The organism is Campylobacter sp. (genome assembly GCF_019423325.1).
GTDB lineage: Bacteria > Campylobacterota > Campylobacteria > Campylobacterales > Campylobacteraceae > Campylobacter_B.
Map to the genome: position 1 here is coordinate 42,500 of NZ_JAHZBQ010000001.1, position 21,929 is coordinate 64,428.

General features: G+C 46.9%; 21 protein-coding genes. 10 read left to right on the forward strand and 11 right to left on the reverse strand.

The features are described 5' to 3' along the window. Nucleotides 1-53: 53 nt before the first annotated feature. The 9 genes from QZ367_RS00240 to QZ367_RS00280 form a co-directional block, all read right to left on the reverse strand. Nucleotides 54-1,115 carry a hypothetical protein gene (locus tag QZ367_RS00240; RefSeq protein ID WP_291935671.1) on the reverse strand — a complete coding sequence of 354 codons (1,062 nt, stop codon included), beginning with the start codon at nt 1,113-1,115 and terminating at the stop codon, nt 54-56. Between the two features lie 100 nt (nt 1,116-1,215). Then, entirely contained in the window at nt 1,216-2,235 is a 1,020-nt protein-coding gene (locus QZ367_RS00245) for a hypothetical protein (RefSeq protein WP_291935673.1), read from the reverse strand. Then, a complete protein-coding gene (locus QZ367_RS00250; RefSeq protein WP_291935675.1) occupies nt 2,222-2,737 on the reverse strand; it encodes a hypothetical protein in 516 nt (171 codons plus the stop codon). The genes QZ367_RS00245 and QZ367_RS00250 overlap by 14 nt, the downstream gene beginning before the upstream one ends. A gap of 89 nt (nt 2,738-2,826) precedes the next feature. Further along, on the reverse strand, nt 2,827-3,099 hold the full coding sequence (locus QZ367_RS00255) for a hypothetical protein (RefSeq protein WP_291935677.1): 273 nt from the start codon (nt 3,097-3,099) through the stop codon (nt 2,827-2,829). Between the two features lie 248 nt (nt 3,100-3,347). After that, on the reverse strand, nt 3,348-3,848 hold the full coding sequence (locus QZ367_RS00260) for a hypothetical protein (RefSeq protein ID WP_291935680.1): 501 nt from the start codon (nt 3,846-3,848) through the stop codon (nt 3,348-3,350). Next, the gene (locus QZ367_RS00265; protein WP_291935682.1) at nt 3,838-4,503 is read right to left on the reverse strand and encodes an SDR family oxidoreductase; all 666 of its coding nucleotides are present in this window, start codon (nt 4,501-4,503) and stop codon (nt 3,838-3,840) included. The genes QZ367_RS00260 and QZ367_RS00265 overlap by 11 nt, the downstream gene beginning before the upstream one ends. 364 nt (nt 4,504-4,867) lie before the next feature. Then, nucleotides 4,868-6,142 (reverse strand): spore photoproduct lyase family protein, encoded by a 1,275-nt coding sequence (locus QZ367_RS00270; RefSeq protein WP_291935685.1) that lies wholly within the window; start codon nt 6,140-6,142, stop codon nt 4,868-4,870. Between the two features lie 72 nt (nt 6,143-6,214). Then, a complete protein-coding gene (locus QZ367_RS00275; RefSeq protein ID WP_291935689.1) occupies nt 6,215-6,694 on the reverse strand; it encodes a hypothetical protein in 480 nt (159 codons plus the stop codon). Nucleotides 6,695-6,796: 102 nt separating this feature from the next. Next, on the reverse strand, nt 6,797-7,957 hold the full coding sequence (locus tag QZ367_RS00280; protein ID WP_291935691.1) for a hypothetical protein: 1,161 nt from the start codon (nt 7,955-7,957) through the stop codon (nt 6,797-6,799). Between the two features lie 74 nt (nt 7,958-8,031). On the opposite strand from QZ367_RS00280, the gene uvrA reads away from it, so the two are divergent. Together uvrA and QZ367_RS00290 are read left to right on the forward strand one after the other, a co-directional pair. Next, the gene (gene uvrA, locus QZ367_RS00285; protein ID WP_291935693.1) at nt 8,032-10,878 is read left to right on the forward strand and encodes an excinuclease ABC subunit UvrA; all 2,847 of its coding nucleotides are present in this window, start codon (nt 8,032-8,034) and stop codon (nt 10,876-10,878) included. Nucleotides 10,879-10,899: 21 nt separating this feature from the next. Further along, nucleotides 10,900-11,958: a hypothetical protein gene (locus QZ367_RS00290; RefSeq protein ID WP_291935696.1), complete on the forward strand. Its 1,059-nt coding sequence runs from the start codon at nt 10,900-10,902 to the stop codon at nt 11,956-11,958. Between the two features lie 54 nt (nt 11,959-12,012). On the opposite strand, the gene recO is transcribed toward QZ367_RS00290, so the two are convergent. Continuing rightward, nucleotides 12,013-12,627: a recombination protein RecO gene (gene recO, locus QZ367_RS00295; protein WP_291935699.1), complete on the reverse strand. Its 615-nt coding sequence runs from the start codon at nt 12,625-12,627 to the stop codon at nt 12,013-12,015. Between the two features lie 93 nt (nt 12,628-12,720). On the opposite strand from recO, the gene accD reads away from it, so the two are divergent. From accD to QZ367_RS00330, 7 genes are all read left to right on the forward strand, one after another. Further along, entirely contained in the window at nt 12,721-13,620 is a 900-nt protein-coding gene (accD, locus tag QZ367_RS00300; protein ID WP_291935702.1) for an acetyl-CoA carboxylase, carboxyltransferase subunit beta, read from the forward strand. Then, nucleotides 13,620-14,072 (forward strand): 23S rRNA (pseudouridine(1915)-N(3))-methyltransferase RlmH, encoded by a 453-nt coding sequence (locus QZ367_RS00305; RefSeq protein WP_177388645.1) that lies wholly within the window; start codon nt 13,620-13,622, stop codon nt 14,070-14,072. The genes accD and QZ367_RS00305 overlap by 1 nt, the downstream gene beginning before the upstream one ends. Nucleotides 14,073-14,081: 9 nt before the next feature. Further along, nucleotides 14,082-14,438 (forward strand): RNA polymerase-binding protein DksA, encoded by a 357-nt coding sequence (dksA, locus tag QZ367_RS00310; RefSeq protein ID WP_005872423.1) that lies wholly within the window; start codon nt 14,082-14,084, stop codon nt 14,436-14,438. 2 nt (nt 14,439-14,440) lie between these two features. After that, a complete protein-coding gene (locus tag QZ367_RS00315) occupies nt 14,441-15,442 on the forward strand; it encodes a LapA family protein (protein WP_291935720.1) in 1,002 nt (333 codons plus the stop codon). 539 nt (nt 15,443-15,981) lie between these two features. Next, complete coding sequence (locus tag QZ367_RS00320) at nt 15,982-16,908, forward strand: tRNA-dihydrouridine synthase family protein (RefSeq protein WP_291935723.1); 927 nt, start codon at nt 15,982-15,984, stop codon at nt 16,906-16,908. Between the two features lie 22 nt (nt 16,909-16,930). Continuing rightward, a complete protein-coding gene (locus QZ367_RS00325) occupies nt 16,931-17,353 on the forward strand; it encodes a hypothetical protein (protein WP_291935726.1) in 423 nt (140 codons plus the stop codon). A 99-nt stretch (nt 17,354-17,452) separates the two neighbouring features. Further along, on the forward strand, nt 17,453-18,184 hold the full coding sequence (locus tag QZ367_RS00330) for a metallophosphoesterase (protein ID WP_291935728.1): 732 nt from the start codon (nt 17,453-17,455) through the stop codon (nt 18,182-18,184). 121 nt (nt 18,185-18,305) lie between these two features. Here QZ367_RS00330 and QZ367_RS00335 read toward each other — a convergent pair whose 3' ends face one another. Then, a complete protein-coding gene (locus QZ367_RS00335; protein ID WP_291935731.1) occupies nt 18,306-19,136 on the reverse strand; it encodes a prephenate dehydrogenase in 831 nt (276 codons plus the stop codon). Nucleotides 19,137-19,217: 81 nt separating this feature from the next. On the opposite strand from QZ367_RS00335, the gene bamA reads away from it, so the two are divergent. Continuing rightward, nucleotides 19,218-21,473 (forward strand): outer membrane protein assembly factor BamA, encoded by a 2,256-nt coding sequence (gene bamA, locus QZ367_RS00340; RefSeq protein ID WP_291935735.1) that lies wholly within the window; start codon nt 19,218-19,220, stop codon nt 21,471-21,473. Nucleotides 21,474-21,929 lie beyond the last annotated feature (456 nt).

Genomic DNA, 21,929 nt, shown 5'->3' on the forward strand with positions numbered 1-21,929 from the left:
CGTTGCCTGGCTCTTTTTTCGCGACCTCTTCTCTTCTCATTTTATCCTCCTCATTAAATAAACAAGTAATCTTTCTTAATACTATTTATATTTACGTTTTTCAGCAAAAAATATTCTTTAATTTCATCATAAATCTTTTGATTATAGAGATAAACGAGATAACATCTTGGATAAACGGGTTTGTTCCTAAACCATCTGCCATATGAGGGGCGTGCGATCCTAATAAATGGCAGAGCCCTAAACCCTTTTAAATTCCTATTTATAAACAGATAAAGTATTAAATTTAATAAAAATCCGAATAAATATGTAAAGAATACCGCTATAAAAAATATATTCCACCATGTTACGCACATAAAAATAGCGATAAAGTACAAAAATATCTTTTCAGATTTTCCTATCTCATATAAACTTGCCAAAATTCCGATAGAGAAATTTAAAGATAAAGCGTTTTCATCAATTTCGCAGCGTTTTTCAAATAAGTCGTCGCTAATAAATTCTATATATTTGTTTGTGAATTTTATCTCTTGTCTAGGGCGGATTACGGTAAATATGGATATTATAACCGTAGATAGTAAAATAATGAATAAAATAGCAAAATACTGAACTATGTCAATATCATCATGATTTATAAAATCTATAATTAAAAATGCATGTAGCGTAGAGATCGGCAATAATAGGACTAAAAACGAATATACAAAAAATTTTTCATAATTTTTGATTACTATCGGATCTTTGTCGTAATCTCTAGCCTTGGAATTCTGCTGCAAAGAGCCGCTGTCATCCAAGATAAAATTTTGCTGCTCTGCGCTGTTTTCGCAGGCAGAATTCTGAGCCGCTTCGGCTTCTAAATTTAAAGCGTCAGGATCGGAATTTAGGGTTTCGAAATTTGAAGATTTATAATTCAAGAATTTAGAATTTGAGACTTCGGAATTCGGGGATTCAAAATTCAGGAATTCAGAATTCGAAGCTTCAAAATTTGAGGCTTCGGAATTTTCGGTTTCAGAATTCGGGACTTTAAAATTTTCACCGTCAGAATTCTGTTCCAAGCCCTGCTTCGGCTCCTGATGTCGCTTTTGTAGTGGCTTTTTTAATTCATCTAGCCTGCTTTGATCCATTTGCCGCCTTTAAATTTGATGGATGCGCCATTTTATAGCGCCGCCGCTTAAAGCTCATTAAATTTTACCGCTCGCCCGTTGCGCGCCGTTTGATCAAAATTTAGCCTTCATATCTTTGCAGCGATTTTTTATATGTTTTTGCCGCAGCGCAGCCCGCGCTCAGATATGCCTCAAACTCCTCGCTAGTAAGCCTGCGCGGCTCATTCGCAAGCCTCGCCGCGCCGCTTGGCGTATTTGCGTCCAGATTCGCTTCATTTATGATCTCGCCTCGTCGGATTCGGTTACTAAAGCTCGCTGCATGCGCTATTTGCGGCACACGCTTTAAAGAGAAGTTTAAATTTTGCGTTTGCAGATTTAAAATTTTACCCATGCATTTGCGCGGACCCGCGATAAAATCGCCGTTTTGTATAAGCGTGGCGACGGCAGAGCCGAGCGGACCGCTGCCCACGGAGCCGCTTAAGTCGCCCTTCGAGCCAGATAAGCGGCCTGCGAAACCAGGTAATCCGCTCGCCAAAAGCTCTGCACCACCTAGGACGCGCAGGCTTCGCACCAAAATCCCGCCGCCGCTTTGCGGGATGCTGCGAAACGAAATGTCAAAGCCGAAATTGTGAAAAAATATCTCGCCCGCTCGCGACGTGCGCTTGTAGGTGTTGCGATCCGCGCCCGTGAAATACGCCTCGATCTCCGCGAAGGCGAATTCCGCGCCACTTACGCAAAGCACATAGTTTTGCAGCAGATCGCGCATGAAATTTTCGATCTTTGCCTGCGCTCGCTCGGCATTAAACTGCGCCTGCGGCGGATGGGCACCTAGCCCTGCCTGCGATGGACGGACGTTAAATTTTAAGTGCGCTTGCTCTGTATCAAGACGCACTTTCTCGGCATCAAACGGCAGCTCGGTATTAAATTTTAAAATTTCATCTTGCTGCGCGCCGTTAGAATATGAATGTCCGCCGCGAAATTCCGCGCCGTCTTGTGATTTTAAGGGCTTGTCGCCGCTCCCGTCTCTCGCGCTTTCTGCAAGTTTGGGATTTTTTGAAGCAAGCTTTGAACCTGCCGAAATTCCAAACTCCGCCGCGTCGATTTTTGAGAAAAATTTTTCTAAATTTTCATCGCCCAGCATTTTGCTCTTTCGTAAAATTTCCTTCGCGCTTCGTAGTGTTCGCCTTGCTGCTCGTGGTGCCAACTTCGCCGTTGTTTGCCTCGGCACGCGTTAAATTTCTCTCGCCGCTCGTTGCGTTCGTATCGTCTCGCGCTAAATTACCGCCGCTACTTGTCGTATTTGCTTCGCCGCCTTTAAAATTTGGAGCTTCGCAACGATCTACACCTAAACGCTCGAAATAATATCTCTCTCGCTCGCTTAAGTTTTCCACTCCCCTTTCGCATACGCGCTTGATATACGCCTTGCTAGGATATCTAAGCCGATTGAGCGCCAATTCACTACCTGCGTCTGCGCGCTTTATCAGCTTGGCGATGCAGGCGTCATCCTCTTCACTATTTGCGATATAATCCCATACGCCACAGTATCTATCACCGCCCAGCGTCGTAATCAAAAAATAAACCCAAAGCAGGATTATGGCAATCGATATACTTCCTTTTATTTTTAAAGATCTCTTTTTTACCATGTTTTTCCTTGAGTAATAAATTTTAACTCATTTTTTTCATAAATTTGACCAACGACATAAAATTTACGATATCGCCTTCAAGGCTAATCTTATCGCCCAGCATTTTGCTCTTCCGTAGAATTTCCTTTGCGCTTTATCGAGCTCGCCTTGTTGCCCATAGTGTCAGATTTGCCGTTGTTTGCCTCGGCGCGCGTTAAATTTCTCTCGCCGTCCGTCGCGTTTGCATCGCCTCGCGCTAAATTACCGCCGCCACTCGTCGTATTTGCTTCGCCGCCTTGCAATTTTGGGGTTTTAAAGCCCCAGGGCTCACAGCTCTGGTAGCGCTCGAAATAATATCTCTCTCGCTCGCCTAAGTTTTCCACCCCCTTTTTCGCACACTCGCTTAATATACGCCTCGTGCGGATACCTTAGTCTGTTTGCCGCTAGGATATCGCCGGCATCCGCTTGCTTTACTAACTTAGCGATACAGGCATCGTCTTCTTCGCCATAGCCCAAAAATACCTCTCTCATATTGCAACACGAGCCGCCGATTTTTATATATAGGGCGCACAGAATAACAACTCCTACAATTAGCAAAAAAATTTGACTTTTAATGGCTTTCAATTTCGCTTTATTGCCAGGCATTGAATCCTCCCGTAGAATTTATATCGCGTTTGATCGCGCCTGCTTCATCGCGGACTGTATTCGCACCTTCGCGCGTTAAATTTCTCTCGCCGTCTGTTGCGTTCATATCACCTCGCGCTAAATTACCGCTGCCACTCGTCGTATTTGCTTCGCCGCCTTGCAATTTTGGGGTTTTAAAGCCCCAGGGCTCACAGCTCTGGTAGCGCTCGAAATAATATCTCTCTCGCTCGCCTAAGTTTTCCACCCCCTTTTCGCATACGCGCTTGATATACGCCCTGCTTGGGTATCTTAGCCTGCTTTCCGCAAAGCCGTTTCCGTCGTCCGCTCGTTTTATCAGCTTGGCGATGCAAGCGTCATCCTCTTCGCCCTGTTTATCAGAAAAGAATTCCTCCATATTACAATACATACCGCCGCTGCTTATAACTCCATAAATAATAAAAACCCCCGCAATTAGCATAATAAAAATTTTACTTTTACTAGTTTTCAAGCTCGCCTCCTTCGCGATTAAATTTTGATTTTTTTCGCAGATTTACGATCTGCGGGCGGATCGTAAACTCGCTCACGTTAGACTTCGTGCGCAGAATTTGCAGCGTGAAATTTGCAATCTCCCACGCATCCACGAAGCTTGCTTCATCATCTGCAGGCTCGAAGCTCAAATCCTCGTAAAAGGGCGTTTTGGTGATGTCGGGGTTGATGCAGCTTACTCTGATCTGCTTGCGCGCCTCCTCAAAAAGGCAGAGCAGAAACGCCCGCAGCCCCGCCTTACTCGCGCTATAAACCGCGCTAAAGCGGCTCGCTCGCAGCGCCTCGATCGAGCTAATGCCGATGATATGGGCGCGGTTGCGCTTTAAATTCGGCAAAAACGCGCGCGCGATGATGATGTTTGCGGCGAGATTTACGTTTAAAATTTTTAAAATTTCGCCCTCGCTCATCGCTTCAAGCGGCGCAAATTTCGCCGTACCCGCGCATAAAATCAGCGCGTCGATACCCTGCGCCGCAGCCAGAGCGCGGCACTCCTTCGCCAGCGCGTCCAGATCTTCTAAGCGCGAGTTTAGCGTTAAAATTTCATAGCCGTTTTGTCGCAAAAGCTCCGCAACCGCGCTGCCGATACCGCCGCTTGCGCCCGTGATCAATGCTTTCATCTTTTCTCCTTTAAATTTTCATGCCGCTTCGGCGCGTTAAACTTAGCGCACTATACAAATTTCGCTGCGCTAAATTTATTGCCCGCTGTATTTGCCGCTAAATTTGCGCGGCCTAAACAATCCGCACCGCGACCTGTGCTGGGTAAAATTTTAAATTTAGCCCGCGGGCGTTTTGCTACGCCGCCGCTTTGCAAAATTTCATCGCCGCTCGCCGCGCTCGCCCCGCACGATTTATAAAATTTAATTTTATAAAGCCGGGTGTGCCACTAAATTTTAACCGCTCGCTCGCCGCAAATTTCGCGCCGTATCCTCGGCGCCGCATGCGAGCTAGTACAAGCCGCGACGTCTGCGACAAACAGCGCGTTTAGCGCCGCCGTATCTTTGCAAAATACGCCGCCTTCATCGCCTCCTCAAACGCGTCATTGCTTTCGTACTCGTGTCCCAAAACCTCGCGCCACAGGCTCGCATCCTCCATGCAGAGGTAGAAAAACACCCGCTCGCGCCACGGAAAAAGCGCATCCGCGGCAAATTTAAAAAGCTCGCGCTTGATCTGCAGCGGGTAGGACAGCTTGCCGTTCGCGTCCGCAAGGGGCATCTGTAGAATTTTGCTCCGCAGCCCGCGAGAACGCAGCTTCTTGACGACGGGCTTGATGAAAGTAAGCGTGCCGAGCGAAACCATCGCGACGCCGCCTGGATCGAAGCTGCGCAGCAGCCGTTCAAAAAGCGCGCCGTAATCGTCTTTCCACCCTTCGTACCAAACCATCGGGTGGAGGTGAAAGCCCACCAAAATGCCGCGCGCCGCGAGTGCTTCTGCCGCCGCTAGCCGCGCATCCAGGCTCGCGCTTAGATGCTCCTCGTTCGCTATGATCGCGGGGGTATTTAGCGAAAAGGTGACGATGAGGTTGCGCGGGATCTCGCGCTGCAGGAAAAACTTAATATTGTTCGACTTGCTTTTAAGCTCCAAAATCACGTTTTGATGCCGCGCCGCAAAATCGCATAATGCGCTTAAAATGCCGAAGCGATCGCCCCACATGAGCGAGTCAGAGCTCTGTCCCGTGCCGATGTGGTAGCTGCGCGCGGGATCGAGCCGCAGCCGCGCCAAATTTGCCGCAAAATTCTCGTCAAAGCCGATTTTCCCGTGCTTGTAAAAGGAACCGATCGCGCAATAGGAGCAGTCAAAGCCGCACGAATTGACCGCATCGAGCGTCAGCAGATTGCAGCAGCGCGTGTTTTCGCTCGCGACCGGACAGCGACCCAAAGCGATACGGTCTGCGCGAAAGGAGGAAATTTCAAATTTTCTCGGCGCGTAATCGCTTTTGAAGCTCGCGTACGAGTGCGGGCGCGACTTGAGATCCAGCCAGGCTTCGCGCACGAAATTAAAAATTTGCTCGCCGTTTGGGGCTTTTTTAGCTTTATTAAATTTGGCTTTATTAAAATTTAGCTCGCACTGCCCGTCCGCAAGCAGCTCATAAACGGGCATCTCGTCCCACGCCTCAAAATCGCTCGCAAACTCCGCAAGCTGCTTTTTTTGCTGAAATGAAAAGTGAAATTTCTCAAATAGCGCGCCTAAAAACGCGCTCGATCGCTCGCCCAGATTCACGCCAAACTGCGCTCCCGGCTCTTTTTTCGCCTCCGTCATCTTGCTCCGCTTCGTTTAAATTTTGCAAATTATACTTAAATTTCGCGCGTCGTCACTGAAAATCGTTGAATTTCAGATCGCGTCATGGAATAGTCGCTCGAAATAGAAGGCGTAAGCTAGCGTAATAGCGACGTTTAGGATCACAATTCCGCCGAGTGCGAACTTTTGCGGGATTTTTTTGACGCCCGTTCGGTAGTAATACGGCAGGGCGCAGAAAAACGCGGGCAGCACGAGCAGAGCGATACCTAGCGGTATACCCGCGCCTCCGACGCCTATCTCGGCACTGCGCACAAACTGCGCCATGGCGGGGAATTTATGAATGGCGAATATAGCCGCTGCAAAAAGTAGCTGCACGCAGAAGCAGTAAAATAGGTAGCGCGCGCCTATTAGGGCGTCTTTTAGCCATAGCCCGATACAGAAAAATACTAGCAAAAGAGCTAAAAAGACCAACAAGGGCGGATCCGCGAACATATCCGCCACGGCATACGCGCAGGACGCGACGCATGCGCACGCCAAGAGGGCGAAATACAGATAAGAGCCTTTTATTTTCATCGTTTCTCCTGCGCCCCCGCAATACCTTCAAATTCCGCGTCGTATTCGGCATATGAAGCTAAAATTTATCTCTCGGCTGGGTTTTTGCGCACGCATCCATAGTTAAATTTTGCTCTTTATCGCGGCGCGGATTTGCGGCAGGCGCGCCTTTACGAGCTCATAGACGAAGCGTTTGCAAAGCCGCTTGCCTCCCAAATGATCGCTTACGATCTTCATCATCGCCCACGGCACACCCGCGCGCTTGCAAGCATTAACAAAAAGCGCGCTCTCCATATCGTAAAGCATAACGCCGCGATTTGCGCACTCGCGAGTAGCGTATTTTGCCGTGTACGGCGTATTTTGCGCTGTGCGTGCTTCGGTATTCGTCGCGACGCTGTGCCCGCCTACCGTGATTTGTGAGGGTTTTGCGCTCGCTAAATTTTGTGCCTCGACCTGCGTCACGCTTTGTGTTGCGGCCTGCACCGCGTCGCGCGTGAAATTTTTTGTATCTGCCGCGCCGTTCGCCCCTTGCGTTAGGGCTTGTGCGTTTATCTCGCCGCATGCCTTGATCGCTGCGATATTTGCCTCACCGGTCTGCTCCGCTGCATTTAAAATTTTAGGCTCGCTCACGCAGATTAAATTTGCCCGCAGCTTGCCGTCCGAGCTCGCGCCGCAAAATTCCCGCTCACAAACGTTTTGAAATTTCGGAGCCTGCTCGTTGTGTTCCCCAACCTGCGAGCGATAAAATTTCGATCCGTCCTCGCCACAAAATTCCTGCGCTGCCGTGCCGTCAAAGTAAAACGCCTCGCCGATTTGCACATTTGTATCCTCGCAGCCGCAGACGCCTATGTTTAGCGCAAAGTCCACGCGCCGCGAAAGTAAAATTTCACCGAAGCGCTCTGAATTCTGCGCGGAGCCAAAATTTAAAATTTCAAAATTTTCAGCCGCATTTCGCGCAGAACCGACCTCTGCATCGACGCCGCAGAGCGCGCCCGCGTCCAAACGATGCTCAAATTTTAGATCCGCGCCGCGCCGATCCTTGCGAAGCTCACGCCCGAATTCCGCGTCTGTCTCGGTACGGCGAATAAATTCCGCGCCGGGTTCGCTCTTAAATTCTATTTCTATGTCGCCTGCAGCGCCCGCTTTAAATTTAGCCCCAAACCTCACGCCGCAGATATATAAAAGTATCTGCTCGCCTGCGAATAGATCGCCGCCGCGAGTAAGTTTAAAACTCTCGATTATCGCTTGGGCTTCGCAGCGCAAAGCCGTGCAGATTAGTATCATCGCCGCCCCTTCCAAAAGCGCAATTTTAACAATTTGAGCTATAATGTAAGATTAATTTGCACAAAAGGGCGAAAATGAACGATCTCATCACCATCACGGGCGCGCGCGAGCACAATCTGAAAAATATAAATTTGCAAATTCCAAAGGACAAACTCGTCGTTTTTACAGGTCTTAGCGGCAGCGGCAAGAGCACGCTGGCGTTTGATACGCTATATGCCGAGGGGCAGCGCAGATACGTCGAGAGCCTAAGCAGCTACGCGAGGCAATTTTTAGACCGCGTAGGCAAGCCTGACGTCGATAAGATCGACGGTCTGACGCCCGCGATCGCGATCGATCAAAAAACGACATCGAAAAATCCGCGCTCGACGGTGGGCACGATCACCGAAATTTACGACTATATGCGCCTCTTATATGCGCGCGTGGGGGTACAGCACTGCCACAAATGCGGCAAGTCGATCTCAAAGATGAGCTCCAGCGACATCATCGCCGAGATTATGAAACTGCCGCGCGGCGCTAAAGTGATCTTAGGCGCGCCTTTGGTGCGCGAGAAAAAGGGCAGCTTCGCCGATATGTTGCAAAGCTTGCGCGAGCAGGGCTACGTGCGCGCTCAGATCGACGGCGTGCTGGTGCGCCTTGATGAAGAGATCGAGCTGAGCAAGACGAAAAAGCACTCGATCAAGGTCATCATCGACCGCACGATCATCGACGAGGAAAATTCCATCCGTATCGCAAGCGACGTCGAAAAGGCGCTCAAGCTCAGCTTCGGCGAGCTCGAGGTGGAGATCGCAAACGCCGCCGAGCTTGGGCTCGCGCAGAGCCTGATCCACTACAGCGAGCATATGGCGTGCTTTGATTGTAAAATTTCATTCAAGCCGCTCGAGCCGCTCGCGTTTAGCTTCAACTCCCCAAAAGGCGCGTGCGAGAGCTGCGACGGGCTGGGGATAAAATTTAGCCTCGATCTGGGCAAGATCATCAACGAAAACGCCTCGATCGAGGGCGGCGCGATCAAGGTGATGTCGGGATTTAACAAGAGCTATTACTATAAATTTTTGCTCGGATTTTGCGAAGCAAACGGCATAAACGTCAAAATCCCGTATGCAAATTTAAACGAGGAGCAAAAAAAGCTGATTCTCTACGGCAGCGTCAAAGAGATCGATTTTTACTGGAAAAAACATAAGCTCGTGCGTAAATTTGAGGGCGCGATTAAATACGCCTACGATCTGCTCAAAAACGAAAGCGATCTGGACGATTATATGAGTGAAAAAATTTGCCCCGACTGCGGCGGGCTGCGCCTGCGCCCGGAAAGCCTCGCCGTAAAAGTCGCAGATAAGGGCATCGGCGACGTGATAAATATGAGTATCGCAGACTGCGTGGAATTTTTCAGCGACGAGAAGCGGTTTTCAAATTTAAGCGAAAAGGACGCACAGATCGCTGCGCCGATCCTAAAAGAGATCAACGAGAGGCTGTTTTTCTTAAAGGACGTTGGGCTTGGATACCTCACGCTTGGGCGCGATGCGCGCACCATCAGCGGCGGCGAGGCGCAGCGTATCCGTATCGCAAGCCAGATCGGTTCGGGTCTTAGCGGCGTGATGTATGTGCTCGATGAGCCTAGTATTGGGCTTCACGAGCGCGATACGCAAAAACTCATCAAGACGCTACGAAATTTACAGGAAAAGGGAAATTCTGTAATCGTCGTCGAGCACGATAAAAAGACGATCGAGGCGGCGGATTTCGTCGTAGATATCGGCCCAGGAGCGGGCAATCTAGGCGGCGAGGTCGTATTCGCAGGAGACGTCGCGCATCTGCTTAAAAGCAATACGCAAACCGCGCTGTATCTGAACAACCAAAAGGAGATAAACTACCAAAAGCACCGCAAGCAGGAGCTTTGGCTAAGTATCAAAAACGTAAATATCAATAACATCCACGGTCTTTGCGCAAAATTTCCGCTGCGAAATTTAGTCGGCATCACGGGCGTTAGCGGCAGCGGCAAGAGCTCGCTGGTGCTGCAAACCATACTGCCTACCGCGCTTGAGGAGCTAAATCGCGCTAGAAAGGTGCACGCGGTAAAGGGCGCTAAAATTTCCGGGCTTGAGAGCCTGGATAAAGTGATCTATCTGGATCAAACCCCGATCGGACGCACCCCGCGCAGCAATCCTGCGACCTACACGGGGGTGATGGACGAGATCCGCGCGCTTTTTGCCGCGACGAAAGAAGCGCAGCTGCGCGGATACAAGATCGGCCGCTTCAGCTTCAACGTCAAGGGCGGGCGCTGCGAAAAATGCGCGGGCGAGGGAGAGATCACGATCGAGATGCACTTTCTGCCCGATATCAGCGTCGTTTGCGACGTTTGCCACGGCACGAGATACAACGCGCAAACGCTTGAAATTTTATATAAAAACAAGAGCATAGCCGACGTTTTGGCGATGAGCATCGACGAGGCGCTCGAGTTTTTCAAAGCCGTGCCTAAAATTTATCAAAAGCTAAAAACGCTCGCGGACGTCGGGCTCGGCTACGTTTCGCTCGGACAGCCCGCCACGACGCTTAGCGGCGGCGAGGCACAGCGCGTCAAGCTCGCCAAGGAGCTAAGCCGCACCGATACGGGCAATACGCTCTATATCCTGGACGAGCCCACGACGGGGCTACATTTTGCAGACGTAGATCGCCTGGTGGCGGTACTGCATCATTTGGTCGATCTGGGAAATTCCGTCTTTGTGATCGAGCACAATCTGGACGTCATCAAAAACTGCGATTACATCATCGATATGGGGCCCGAGGGTGGCGAGGGTGGCGGACAGATCGTCGCTTGCGGCACCCCCGAAAAGCTCGCGAAAGATTTTAAAAAGACAGGTAGCTACACGGGGGAATTTTTGGCGCAGGAGCTAGCGGCGATGAAGAGCGCAAGCAAAAATAAGCGAGATTGAAACGCCTTATTGGGGGCAAAAATGGATCAAAGCAGGCTTGAGGAATTAAAAAGGCTACTACAAAAGCGACATCAGGAGCCAAAGCGGGGCTTGGAGCAAAATTCTAACGGCGAAAATTCTAAAGCCCCAAATTCTGAAATCCAGAATTCCGAAGTCTCGAATTTTGAAGTTTCAAATTCTGAATCCCTTAATTCTAGAGATCCAAATTCCGAAGCTTCAAATTCTGAAACCCCAAATTCCGCTACTGGCGCTTCAAATTTAAAAGCCAAATTAGAGGCCAAAGCGGCTCAGAATTCTGCCTGTGTAAACAACGCAGAATCGCAAAATTCTATCTCTGATGATAGCGGCTCTTTGCAGCAGAATTCCAAAGCCAGGGACTACGACAAAGAGCCGATAGTAATAAAAGATCATACTTATTACGAATTTATGATTTATCAATTTCCGGCGCTACTGGTAGGTTTTATTATATTTTTGACTTTTGCTACCATAGTAAATCCCGTTAGTCTTAAGACTTTTCGAATGCTTCCGTCTATATTGATTTCATTGTTGACCGTAATTAGGGATAAAGACGGCATGTATTTTGAGTTTAAAAACGATAAAATTCTGTATTATTACAAAAACAAGATCCGTAAAATTTTCGAATTAAATAGTATAGGTGCGATGATAATTAGCTTTGATTGTAGGCACAGTATGCGGCAAAGGATAAATTGGTTTATAAAAATAGCACTACTTCTTTGGATTTTATTAATTTTTGCCGCCGATGCATACGATATGACAATCGGCGAAAGCATAACTGATATATTGTGTATTTTTGTTTTAGCCGCATCAGGAATTTTCGGAGCAAAGGCTATTATGCACCTACGCAACAGTGGCCTCGGTTTTTTCGGTCTTCACGATCAGCTTGTGCTTTATAAAGAAAACGCTGAGGTCGAGATACTAAATATCTTGATGGCAAATAAAGAGGAGTATCTGCAGCTGAGAGATTATTTTATGCAGACGATGCAAAAAGATATAAGCAACCTGCAACGCACGATGTCAATTTTCAACGAAAAGATAGAATTTAGAAAATTTAAATTTTAAAATTTGATTAGATTATGTATTTTAAAATTCCGTATTAGTTTGCTTTTTTTGAGATTAAAATCCCTCTGCTACAATGTCGTAAAGATATCCTACCGTTTCGTCGTTTAAATTTAGCGTCTTTTTGCTTCGTAAAAATTCTAAAATTTCATCCTGCGCAAAGCCCGCTCTTTGCGCGCAATGCTCGTGCGCAGGCAAAAAGCCGCGGCATAGTGCGATATTTTCTAAAATTTCCTCATCGCATAAAAAACAATACGGCTCGTCGTGCAACCGCCCCTCAAATTTTAAAATTTCGGCGTAACTTTCTACGATTATGCGGCGCGGATTTTGTTTGCCGAAGCGCACAGCAGCTCGGTTTAGCAGCTCGTAATAGAATTTATCTAGATGCTCGGCATCTTTTAGATGTGCGTGTAAAAGCCGCATAAATTGTTGCCAAAATAGCAGCTTCTCGCGGTTTCCGAGCCACGCGTATCCTAGATGCATCACGCCGCTAAGACGAGGGAGGAAGTTTTGATTTTGCGAGAGTTCGAAGTCGATTTTATAGCCCTGGATGATGTTTGAATGGCGCGCGCCGTAAAAGCGATACGCACGCACGAGCGCGCTTTCGCTAAGTATGTCCACGATGCAGTCCTCATCCCTAACCTTGGTCGTTTTTAATATAAATCCTTGCATTTTCCTATTTTAGCGAAATTCACATATAAATTTAAATAAAGAATTTTAGGTTATAATCAGAAGTTTCATTTCATAGAATTTAAAGGAAATCATATGAATTTTGGAGATCTATTTTCAAAAATACGTAGAACACAGCCTGCGCCGAGCGAAGCTCCTACGCACTGGATAAAGTGCCCGGGCTGCGGCGCACTGATGTATAGTAAAGAGGTCGAGCAAAATCATAGCGTTTGCCCCAAGTGCAACTATCACCTTCGTTTTGACGCGCAGGCTCGCATCGATCTGATCTGCGACGAAGGCTCGTTCGTGGAGTACGATCAAAATTTACAGCCCGTCGATCCGCTAAAATTCGTCGATAAAAAATCCTACAAAAAGCGCATCTCCGAGAGCAAGGAAAAAACAGGTAGGCTTAGCGCAGTGATCGCGGGCGAGGGCGCCATAAGTCGCCAAAAAATTCAGCTCGTGGTGTTTGATTTTAACTTCATGGGCGGAAGCCTGGGCTCCGTGGAGGGCGAAAAGATCGTGCGTGCCGTAAAGCGCAGCCTCGATAAAAACGAGCCGCTAATCATCGTAAGTGCAAGCGGTGGTGCTAGGATGCAAGAAAGCACCTTTTCGCTGATGCAGATGAGTAAAACCTCTGCCGCGCTTAAAATTTTATCCGAGCATAAAATTCCTTTCATCTCCGTTCTTACCGATCCTACGATGGGCGGCGTAAGCGCGTCGTTTGCATGGCTGGGAGATATCATCATCGCAGAGCCCGGCGCCCTTATCGGCTTTGCCGGACAGCGCGTTATCAAGCAAACCATAGGCGCGGATCTGCCGGAGGGCTTTCAAAGATCGGAATTTCTGCTCGAGCACGGATTAATTGATGCGATCGTGCCTAGAGCTGAGATGAGACAGTATTTAAGCGATATAATCAACGTGCTTAGCAAAAACGCCGTGCAGATCGATGACACGAGCGATAAGTCGCTACACGAAGAGGGAAGCGAAGAGTAGTGCAGATAACGGTAAATTCCATCCAAAAGGGCACAGACGAGTTCGCAGGCGCGATAAGCGATTATAAAAAAATGGCGGCTAAATTTGCCGCGGTGCGAGATGAGACGTTTTTTAATGCTAATATCGCTCGCGCACAAAGCACATCTGCTGAGCTAGCGCTTAAGGCGTATGATGAAGCTTATCTACCGCGTCTTAGCGGATACGTCGTTGCTCTGGATGAGCGCGGGCAGGAGCTAGATAGTGTGGAATTTGCGAGTATGCTAAAGGATAAAAGCGCCGTGTCGTTTTTCATCGGTGGCGCTTATGGGCTTAGTGAAAATTTTAAGGCAAAAGCCGATAAAATAATCAGTCTTAGCAGGCTTACGTTAGCGCACAAAATCGCTAAACTTTTGCTCTTTGAGCAAATTTTTCGCGCATTGTGCATTAACGCAAACCATCCATATCACAAATAAAGGGAAATAATGAAGAAAAACGAGTTGAAATTTTACAAGAAAATTCTAGAAGAAAAAAGAGAGCAACTCATCGCCAATATTAATAGCTCTGTAAATGAAATTTCGGAATTGCGCGAAAATAAAGCTGCGGATGATTTTGACGTAGCGAGTATGAATACGGATTTAAGCATCGAATACTCGCTCAATGTTAATCAACAAAAGGCGTTTTTAGAGATTGAAAGCGCGCTTAAACGTATCGAAAACGGCACTTATGGGCTTTGCGAGAGCTGCGGCGAGCAGATAAGCTTAGAGCGTCTTAAAGTAAATCCGGAGGCAAGATTGTGCATTTCGTGCAAGGAACAGGCGGAAAAGCAAAATAGGAGTTAGCTATGAAAACCAAGCAATTCTTTTTATATTCGATCGTCTATATCGCAATCGTCGCGATTTTAGTTTTTACGCAGCAAAGCAGTAGCTATACACTGGGGCTTTTCGGTTTTACGCTTACGCTTCCTGTGGCGGTGTGGATCGTACTGCCGCTAATTTTATATATGATTTTGGCGATTTTTCATATCGTTTTTCACAGCTTTGCGTTTTACCGCACAAAAAGGGCGATCGCAAAGGATCTAAGCGCATACGATGCGATGAGTAAAGAGGTTTTGCTGGGTCTTGATACCAATAAAGACTTTAAAACCGAGTATTTTAAAGACCCAAGCGAGCTTACTAAAATTTTATCTCCGTGGTACGATAGCACCGGCATAGATGTCAAAAATGAGGATCTAAAAGAGGTCATAGGTGTTATTGAAAAGGTTAAAAACGGCGAAGTGGCGGATCTGCGAAAATATAAACTTCCTAAAGATAACGGACTATTTTTGCAAAATGAGCTCAATCGCCTCGACGCCGAGCCTGCGTATGCGTATGAAATTTTAAAAACTAAGGGCGTTTATAGCGAAAATATCACTAAAAAAGCCTATGCCGTAGCGCTTGCCAAAGGAAGCTACGATAAGATCAAGGCCTATAAAATTCCTCAAGATATAGCCGAGGTAAATATTTTAGTGGATCGCGCGGTAAATGACGCGAGCTTTGAGATCAGCAGCGAGGAACTTTTTGATCTTGTAAATAATGAAAAATTTAGCGAGCAGGATTTTATCGGCTTTGCTAAAAAGCTAAAAAATCATCTCGCTCCAGAGCAATACAAAGCCTTTTTCGAGCGGCTCAAAAACGAGAATCAAGAAGCGACCGAGGCATATCTGTACGCGCTATATGAGCTTGGCATGATCGACGAGTTTAGAGAGCAGCTAAGTCTTGCCGACGGCGACGAGTTTGAGAAGTTTAAAATTCTGCTATTTTTGCGAGACAACGGCAAAAACGTCCCTGCGTCGCTGTTATTTTAGCTCGGTAATTTTACGAGTTCGTTTTATGCGGGTAAGAGGGGCTGCTTTTAAGCCCTTTGCGGTTATTAAACACAGCCTGCGCGATAAATTTTAAAGTGCGGATAAAATTTTAACTCGCGCAAATTTGAAATTTCAAAATTTATCGAAAAATCAATGCGCACAAGCGGTAAAATTTAAAAGATTTGCTTGCGTAGTGCGCACGTAAACGGATTTTGCATTTACGCGATGAAATTTAGAATTTAAACGTAAAGCGCAAGACTTGTTAGCCGAATAAAAGTGCTGAAATTTTAAAATCCGCGCGGCGTTTTGAAAGCTGCTTGCCAGGTTCGCCGTGCAAATAAAATTTGGTGGCGATCATTCTTGCTGCCGTTTTGCCGCCATGCAAATTAGCCAATCTTAAAAATAAAATTCGCGCCTAAATGCGAATACGTAGCCTATGAAATTTAAAATTTTAAAGCTCGTGGCAAAACCCACTGCAAGCGCTGCAGCGTTAAATTTAAAGGTTTAAATTCAAACGAAATTAAAATGAGAAATTTAAAATGACAAAAGATTTTTTTAAAAGGGATCCTCTATTTTTGGCGCCTTTGGCGGGCTTTTCGGATCCGCCGCTGCGGGGCGTAGTGAAAAAATTCGGCTGCGACGCAACCGTAAGCGAGATGATAAGCGCAAATGCCCTTGTTTTAGAGGGCGAAAAAACGCTAAAGATGCTCGAAAAAAACGCCGCCGAAACCCCATTTTTCGTGCAGATCGCAGGCAGCGATGCGGAGATCATCAAAAAGGCGGTTTTGCTCATCAATAAATTTGAAGGTATCGATGGCATCGATCTAAACTGCGGCTGCCCCGTCCCCAAGGTCGTAAAGCAGGGCGCCGGCTCGGCGCTGCTGCTTGATCTGCCCCGTCTATCGCGCCTGGTCGAGACTATCAAAAAGTATTCGAACAAAAAATTTACGAGTGCGAAGGTGCGGCTAGGCTTTAGCGCCGTGGATATCGAAAATATCGCGCGCGCCGTACAAAACGCAGGAGCTGATTTTATCGCTATTCACGGACGTACCAGAGCGGGCGGATACAGCGCGGCAGTGGATTACGGCGCGATCGCGAGAGCCAAACGCGCGCTGCAAATCCCCGTGATCGCAAACGGCGACATAAACTCCTCCAATGCGCCCGCAGTGCGAGACCTTAGCGGAGCAGACGCGCTGATGATCGGTCGCGCGGTAATTGGCAGGCCGTGGATCTTTCGCGAGATCAAAACGGGCGAACAGGCAAGTGACGCGCTAAAAAGGGAAGTCGTGTTCTATCATTTTTCTCAAATGCTTAGTCACTACGGCATGCGCGGCGTAGCGATATTTTGCAAGCATCTGCACGAATACTCCAAAGGGCGAGAAAATGCCGCAAGCTTTCGCGAGCAGATCAACCACGTCACCACCGAGAGCGAAATGACTCGGCTGATCGAGGAATTTTTTAGTTAAATTTAGCATTTTAGGAACTCTGATGATTATTTTAAAAATTATAGCCTGCGCGTTTTCGATGGGTTTTTGCTTCACAAGCGTTTTAATTTTAGTGGATTTGTCAGTAGAGCTATTTTTCGTCGCCTTTAGCGATAGATATGGCTATCTTTCAGAATGGTTGCAGGAAAGGTGTGTATATTTTGTAGTTCTTTGGATATTTTTCTGCGGAATTTGCGCGATACTTGCCGAAAAACTAAAGGATTTTGATAAGCTTGTGAATTTTTTCGTCAATCTGTTTTTGCCGACCGTGGCGATTTGGATAATATCGCCGTTTTTGGGGATAACGATCGCTGCGGCATTTGAATTACATGGAGGCGATATATTAATCGGCATCTGCACGGCTTACGTTTTAGCTCTGATCGTGGTAGCCGAAGTCTTAAAACAAGTTTATTCACCTAAAACCTAGCGCGCGAAATTTTAAAATTTAGCGCAGAGCTTTTATCTACCGCTTACAATCACAGCCCGCGCGTTAAAAGGCGAGGGCGTTAAAATTTAAGGAGAAATTATGCAAAATATCTACATCATCGGCGACGTGCACGGCTGCTACAGATCGCTTTTGGCGTTAATAGAGCAGCTGCCGCATAAATTTGATAGCAAAATTTGCTTCGTGGGCGATCTGATCGACCGAGGTCCTGCGAGTGCGGATGTGGTTGAATTTGTGCGCACTCGCGGATATGACGCGGTGATGGGCAATCACGAAAAGCGCTTTGTGGGCAACGCAAAAACTGCACTAAGGTGCGCAAAGACGGGCAAATTTACGAGCTCAAACGATCCTTACGCATTTTTTAGCTTGGATGAAAGCTGGCTATTTAATAACGGCGGTGAAGCGACGCTAGCGTCGTATTATCGTCACGGAGGCGTGAGGCAATGCAAGGAGCATCTGCGGTTTGTCTCGCGGCTGCCGATTTACCTGGAGTATGATTTGTGTGATGAAAGCGGTCGCGCTCTCGTCGTATCGCACTCCGCAGTGGGTCGCGCGTGGGGGATTAGACACGATGCAGAGCGTGCGAAAAGCTTCGCAGCTCACGTGCTAAGCGGGCGCGGAGATGATAGCGCGAATGATGGAATTTTTAACGTCTACGGGCACACGCCGGTGAAAAAACCCGTCATTACGGAATTTAGCGCAAATATCGATCTGGGCTGTGTTTATAAAAAGCACTGGGGCGAGAAGGCGAGGCTTTGCGCGTTGGAGTTTCCCTCAAAGAAAATTTTTACGCAGGAGTGCATAGATTTTTGAGTTTGTGTCGGGATAGCGCGGATTAAAATTTAAATTTGCGTAGGCTATTTGAAGGCGAAATTTTAGAATTTAAAGGCGTGCTCTTGCAGCTCCCGTCGCGCAGTCAGGTCGCGCTGAAATTTTAAATAATATCCCTTAGCTTGCGCGCTTCGTACATCCACGCCTCAAGCTCGTCCCAGCGCTCGTCACGAATCATCTGCACGCAAATTTCAAGCTCGTTTTTAAAAGCATCGATCGCGCCTAGCAGGTTTGTGCGGTTTTGTTTGAAAATATCGACCCACATCTGCGGCGAGCTTTTGGCGATACGGCTCATGCCCGAGAAGCTACCGCCTGCGAGATTTATGATATTGCGGCGATTTTCCTCTTTTAGTACGCTGTTTACGAGCGAGTAGCTGATCGCATGCGGCAGGTGCGAGATGAGCGCTACGTGGTGATCGTGGCTTTTTGCGTCCATAAATACGATCTTCATCCCCGCGAACGAAAAAATTTCGACCGCTCGTTTGATATGCACTTCATCCGCGCCGTGATCGTCGCAGATGACGACTACTGCGCCGTTTAAAAGCTCTTTAAATGCCGCTTGCGGGCCGGAGTTTTCGGTACCAGCCATTGGGTGAGCTGCGATGAAATTTCGTCTGATCTGCGGAGGACAGTTTTGCAAAATTTTAAATTTCGTGCTTCCCAGATCAATGATCGTCGTTTCACTTCTGCAGTCGCTTAGTTTTTGCAACGTCTCAATAATTGCCTCCACGGGGATTGCGAGAAAAATCGCGTCACAGCTTTGCTTCATCTGCTCCAGACTTAAAATTTCATGCACGAGCCCAAGTCGCAGAGCTTCCTTTTCGTTTTCGCGGTTGATGTCGCAGCCATAGACGGCGCTAATTATTTTGGTACTTTTTAGACATAGCCCAAGAGAGCCGCCGATGAGACCCAGGCCGATAATTCCTATCTTCATAAAATTCCTTTTTGATATATGCAAGTTTTAATTTTAATGTGGTATTATACGCAAATTATTTTCGTTTTTAGGTAAAATTTTATGAAAAAAAGCGTTTTTTTACTCTTAGTAGGCGGGATTTCCGTGGCGTGCGCCGCACAGATCAAATCCATTAAATTTGAAGGGCTAAGGCATCTCTCTCCGCAGGTCGCACAGCAAATTTCAGGACTTAAGGTAGGCGATGAGCTTAACGGCGAAAACACCAATGCTGCGATCTCGAAGCTATTTGAGCAGGGCTATTTCAGCGACGTTTATATCAGCGAACAAGGCGGCGCGGTCACTATCAACGTAACCGAAAAACCGACCATCGCCAAGGTCGAGATCAAAAACGTAGTTACCAACGACCGCGATAAGATAAATGAGCTCATCGGCTTGCGTCCGGGTCAGGTTTACGACGAGGTGGCTGCTAAAAAAGCAGAGACCCGCATCAAGCAATACTACGAAGTCAAGGGCTTTTTTGACACCGTGGTGGAATTTTATCCAAAGCCGATAAACGACGATAAATCGGTCATCTTGCTAACGATCGAGGTAAATCGCGGCGAAAATATCATCATCGATAAGGTAAATTTAGTAGGCGCGGACAAGCTAGACTATGACGATATAGAGCCATCCGTTGCCAATAAAGAACGCGAGATGCTGGGCTGGATGTGGGGCTTTAACGACGGCAAGGTAAAAACCGCCGAGCTTCCTAACGACGCAAATAGAATTCAAGAAGAATATTATAAAAAAGGCTACTTAGATGCGCAGGTTTCTGCGCCGCTACTTAATGCTGATATGGATAATTACACTGCTGATCTTACTTACTATATCAGCGAGGGCGAGCAATACACCGTAAGCTCCGTAGATATCGAATATCCTGCAGATATAATCAAGCTTGATAAAGAAAAGGTTTTGGACGATTTCAAGCTTCAAAAGGGCGATACAATGAATTCCGAGCGTTTGCGCCGCGATATGAATACGCTAGAGACTTTAGTCGCGGATCAGGGATACGCCTATGTGCGTATCGTGCCTAAGACTAAGCAGGACAAAGAAGCTCGCACGGTCGCTATCACGTATCAAGTTATCCCAGAGGATAAAGTCTATATTAGAAACGTAACGATCTCGGGTAACGATAAGACCGAGGATAAGGTTATCCGCCGCGAGATGTATCTGACCGAGGGAAATTTATATAGCAAAACCGACTACAACGATTCATTAAATTCTTTAAAACGCACGGGGTATTTCGATGAGGTGGAGATTAAAGAAAACCGCGTTTCTAACGATCAGATCGATCTTGAAGTCGCAGTCAAAGAAGCTCCTACAGGCTCTATCACGGGTGGTATCGGATATGGCAGCGAGGATGGAATTTTACTTAGCGGCGGTATCAGCGATCGTAACGTATTTGGCACCGGTCTTCACGGCGCATTTTCGGTCGAAAAGAGCGACGATCAGTTAAGCGGACGCTTGAGCTTAACCAATCCTAGAGTGTTTGATTCTGAGTATAGCTTGGGCGGATCGATCTTTGCCAACGATTACGACTGGGACGATTACGATGAGAAATCTTACGGATTTTCAATCACGGGCGGTCGCAAAATCGGACGCAATACCGATGTAAGCCTTACGTATTATCTTGAAAAAAGCGAGATTAAGGGCTTAAACGAATATTACGCCAAAGCGGGCTATCTAGATGGCAAGAATTTAAAAAGCTCGATCATCCCGTCTATTACATACAACAGCACCGATGATTATTACTTGCCAAGAAGCGGTATGATCGCAAGTGCCAGCTTAGAATACGCGGGTCTTGGCGGCGATATGGACTACACCAAGGCGCGAGGGTCGTTTAACTACTACTTTGGCTTGCGAGATTATATCGATCACGACATTATCTTTAGATACAAAGCTGCAACGGGCTATATGTGGGAAGGTAATAAAAAGATCCCGATCAACGAAAAGCTATTCCTAGGCGGAATGAAAAGCATTAGAGGCTACGAAGGTCGCAGTATCCCGAAAAAAGAGATCTGCTTAAATGCAAATAATTGCCGCTATATCGAAACAGGCGGCATGCAGAGCTTCAATAACTCTTTTGAGCTAAGCTTTCCGGTGGTTGATAGGCTTAAAATGCGCTTTGTAACGTTTTTTGACTACGGAATGATCGGCGATCATGACTGGAATGAGGAGGAGCGTTACAGCACGGGTGCTGGTATCGAGTGGATGACGCCGATGGGGCCTTTGCAGTTATACTTCGTCAAGCCGCTTAATAAAAAACCGCACGACGATACAAATAGCTTCGAATTTAGCATCGGCGCTAGATTTAATTAAAAGCGACGACTTGCGAACGCCGTGGCGTGCGTAGATTTTTCTACCGCACGCCTTAAATTATTTAATAATGCTCGCAATTTTAGCTTTTTGTGTAGCGCTTATTTGCAGCCGAATTATTGTAGGCGGTTTGAGCTAAATTTTAATTGGAATTCCGCTCGGCTTAGGATGAAATTTAAACGCATAGCTTGCTTTGAATTTTTTAGAATTTTATTTATCAAGATAGTTTGAAATTCCATTCGTATGGTAAAATTTTAAGTATAAGAATTCTAAAAAATCAATACAAACCATTAACATAATTTAAAGAAATTCTAATATTGAAATTTTAAAGATTACGATATAGACGATAAACGCCGCTTTGTCGCGCGCGGAATTTCACTGCATAGGATCTAGCGCGTCACTGAATTTTAAAGCTCATAAATTTTTGAGATTCTAAAATTGCTAGAATTTAAAATCTGA

Excerpts from the sequence above, each read along its gene's own strand:
- QZ367_RS00250 (WP_291935675.1), bottom strand. The coding sequence starts at position 2,737 with ATGGTAAAAAAGAGATCTTTAAAAATAAAAGGAAGTATATCGATTGCC.
- QZ367_RS00245 (WP_291935673.1), bottom strand. The coding sequence starts at position 2,235 with ATGCTGGGCGATGAAAATTTAGAAAAATTTTTCTCAAAAATCGACGCG.
- QZ367_RS00275 (WP_291935689.1), bottom strand. The coding sequence starts at position 6,694 with ATGAAAATAAAAGGCTCTTATCTGTATTTCGCCCTCTTGGCGTGCGCA.
- QZ367_RS00335 (WP_291935731.1), bottom strand. The coding sequence starts at position 19,136 with ATGAAGATAGGAATTATCGGCCTGGGTCTCATCGGCGGCTCTCTTGGG.
- QZ367_RS00240 (WP_291935671.1), bottom strand. The coding sequence starts at position 1,115 with ATGGATCAAAGCAGGCTAGATGAATTAAAAAAGCCACTACAAAAGCGA.
- QZ367_RS00315 (WP_291935720.1), top strand. The coding sequence starts at position 14,441 with ATGAAAACCAAGCAATTCTTTTTATATTCGATCGTCTATATCGCAATC.
- QZ367_RS00325 (WP_291935726.1), top strand. The coding sequence starts at position 16,931 with ATGATTATTTTAAAAATTATAGCCTGCGCGTTTTCGATGGGTTTTTGC.
- uvrA (WP_291935693.1), top strand. The coding sequence starts at position 8,032 with ATGAACGATCTCATCACCATCACGGGCGCGCGCGAGCACAATCTGAAA.
- QZ367_RS00270 (WP_291935685.1), bottom strand. The coding sequence starts at position 6,142 with ATGACGGAGGCGAAAAAAGAGCCGGGAGCGCAGTTTGGCGTGAATCTG.
- QZ367_RS00330 (WP_291935728.1), top strand. The coding sequence starts at position 17,453 with ATGCAAAATATCTACATCATCGGCGACGTGCACGGCTGCTACAGATCG.
- QZ367_RS00320 (WP_291935723.1), top strand. The coding sequence starts at position 15,982 with ATGACAAAAGATTTTTTTAAAAGGGATCCTCTATTTTTGGCGCCTTTG.
- dksA (WP_005872423.1), top strand. The coding sequence starts at position 14,082 with ATGAAGAAAAACGAGTTGAAATTTTACAAGAAAATTCTAGAAGAAAAA.
- bamA (WP_291935735.1), top strand. The coding sequence starts at position 19,218 with ATGAAAAAAAGCGTTTTTTTACTCTTAGTAGGCGGGATTTCCGTGGCG.
- QZ367_RS00280 (WP_291935691.1), bottom strand. The coding sequence starts at position 7,957 with ATGATACTAATCTGCACGGCTTTGCGCTGCGAAGCCCAAGCGATAATC.
- accD (WP_291935702.1), top strand. The coding sequence starts at position 12,721 with ATGAATTTTGGAGATCTATTTTCAAAAATACGTAGAACACAGCCTGCG.
- recO (WP_291935699.1), bottom strand. The coding sequence starts at position 12,627 with ATGCAAGGATTTATATTAAAAACGACCAAGGTTAGGGATGAGGACTGC.
- QZ367_RS00265 (WP_291935682.1), bottom strand. The coding sequence starts at position 4,503 with ATGAAAGCATTGATCACGGGCGCAAGCGGCGGTATCGGCAGCGCGGTT.
- QZ367_RS00290 (WP_291935696.1), top strand. The coding sequence starts at position 10,900 with ATGGATCAAAGCAGGCTTGAGGAATTAAAAAGGCTACTACAAAAGCGA.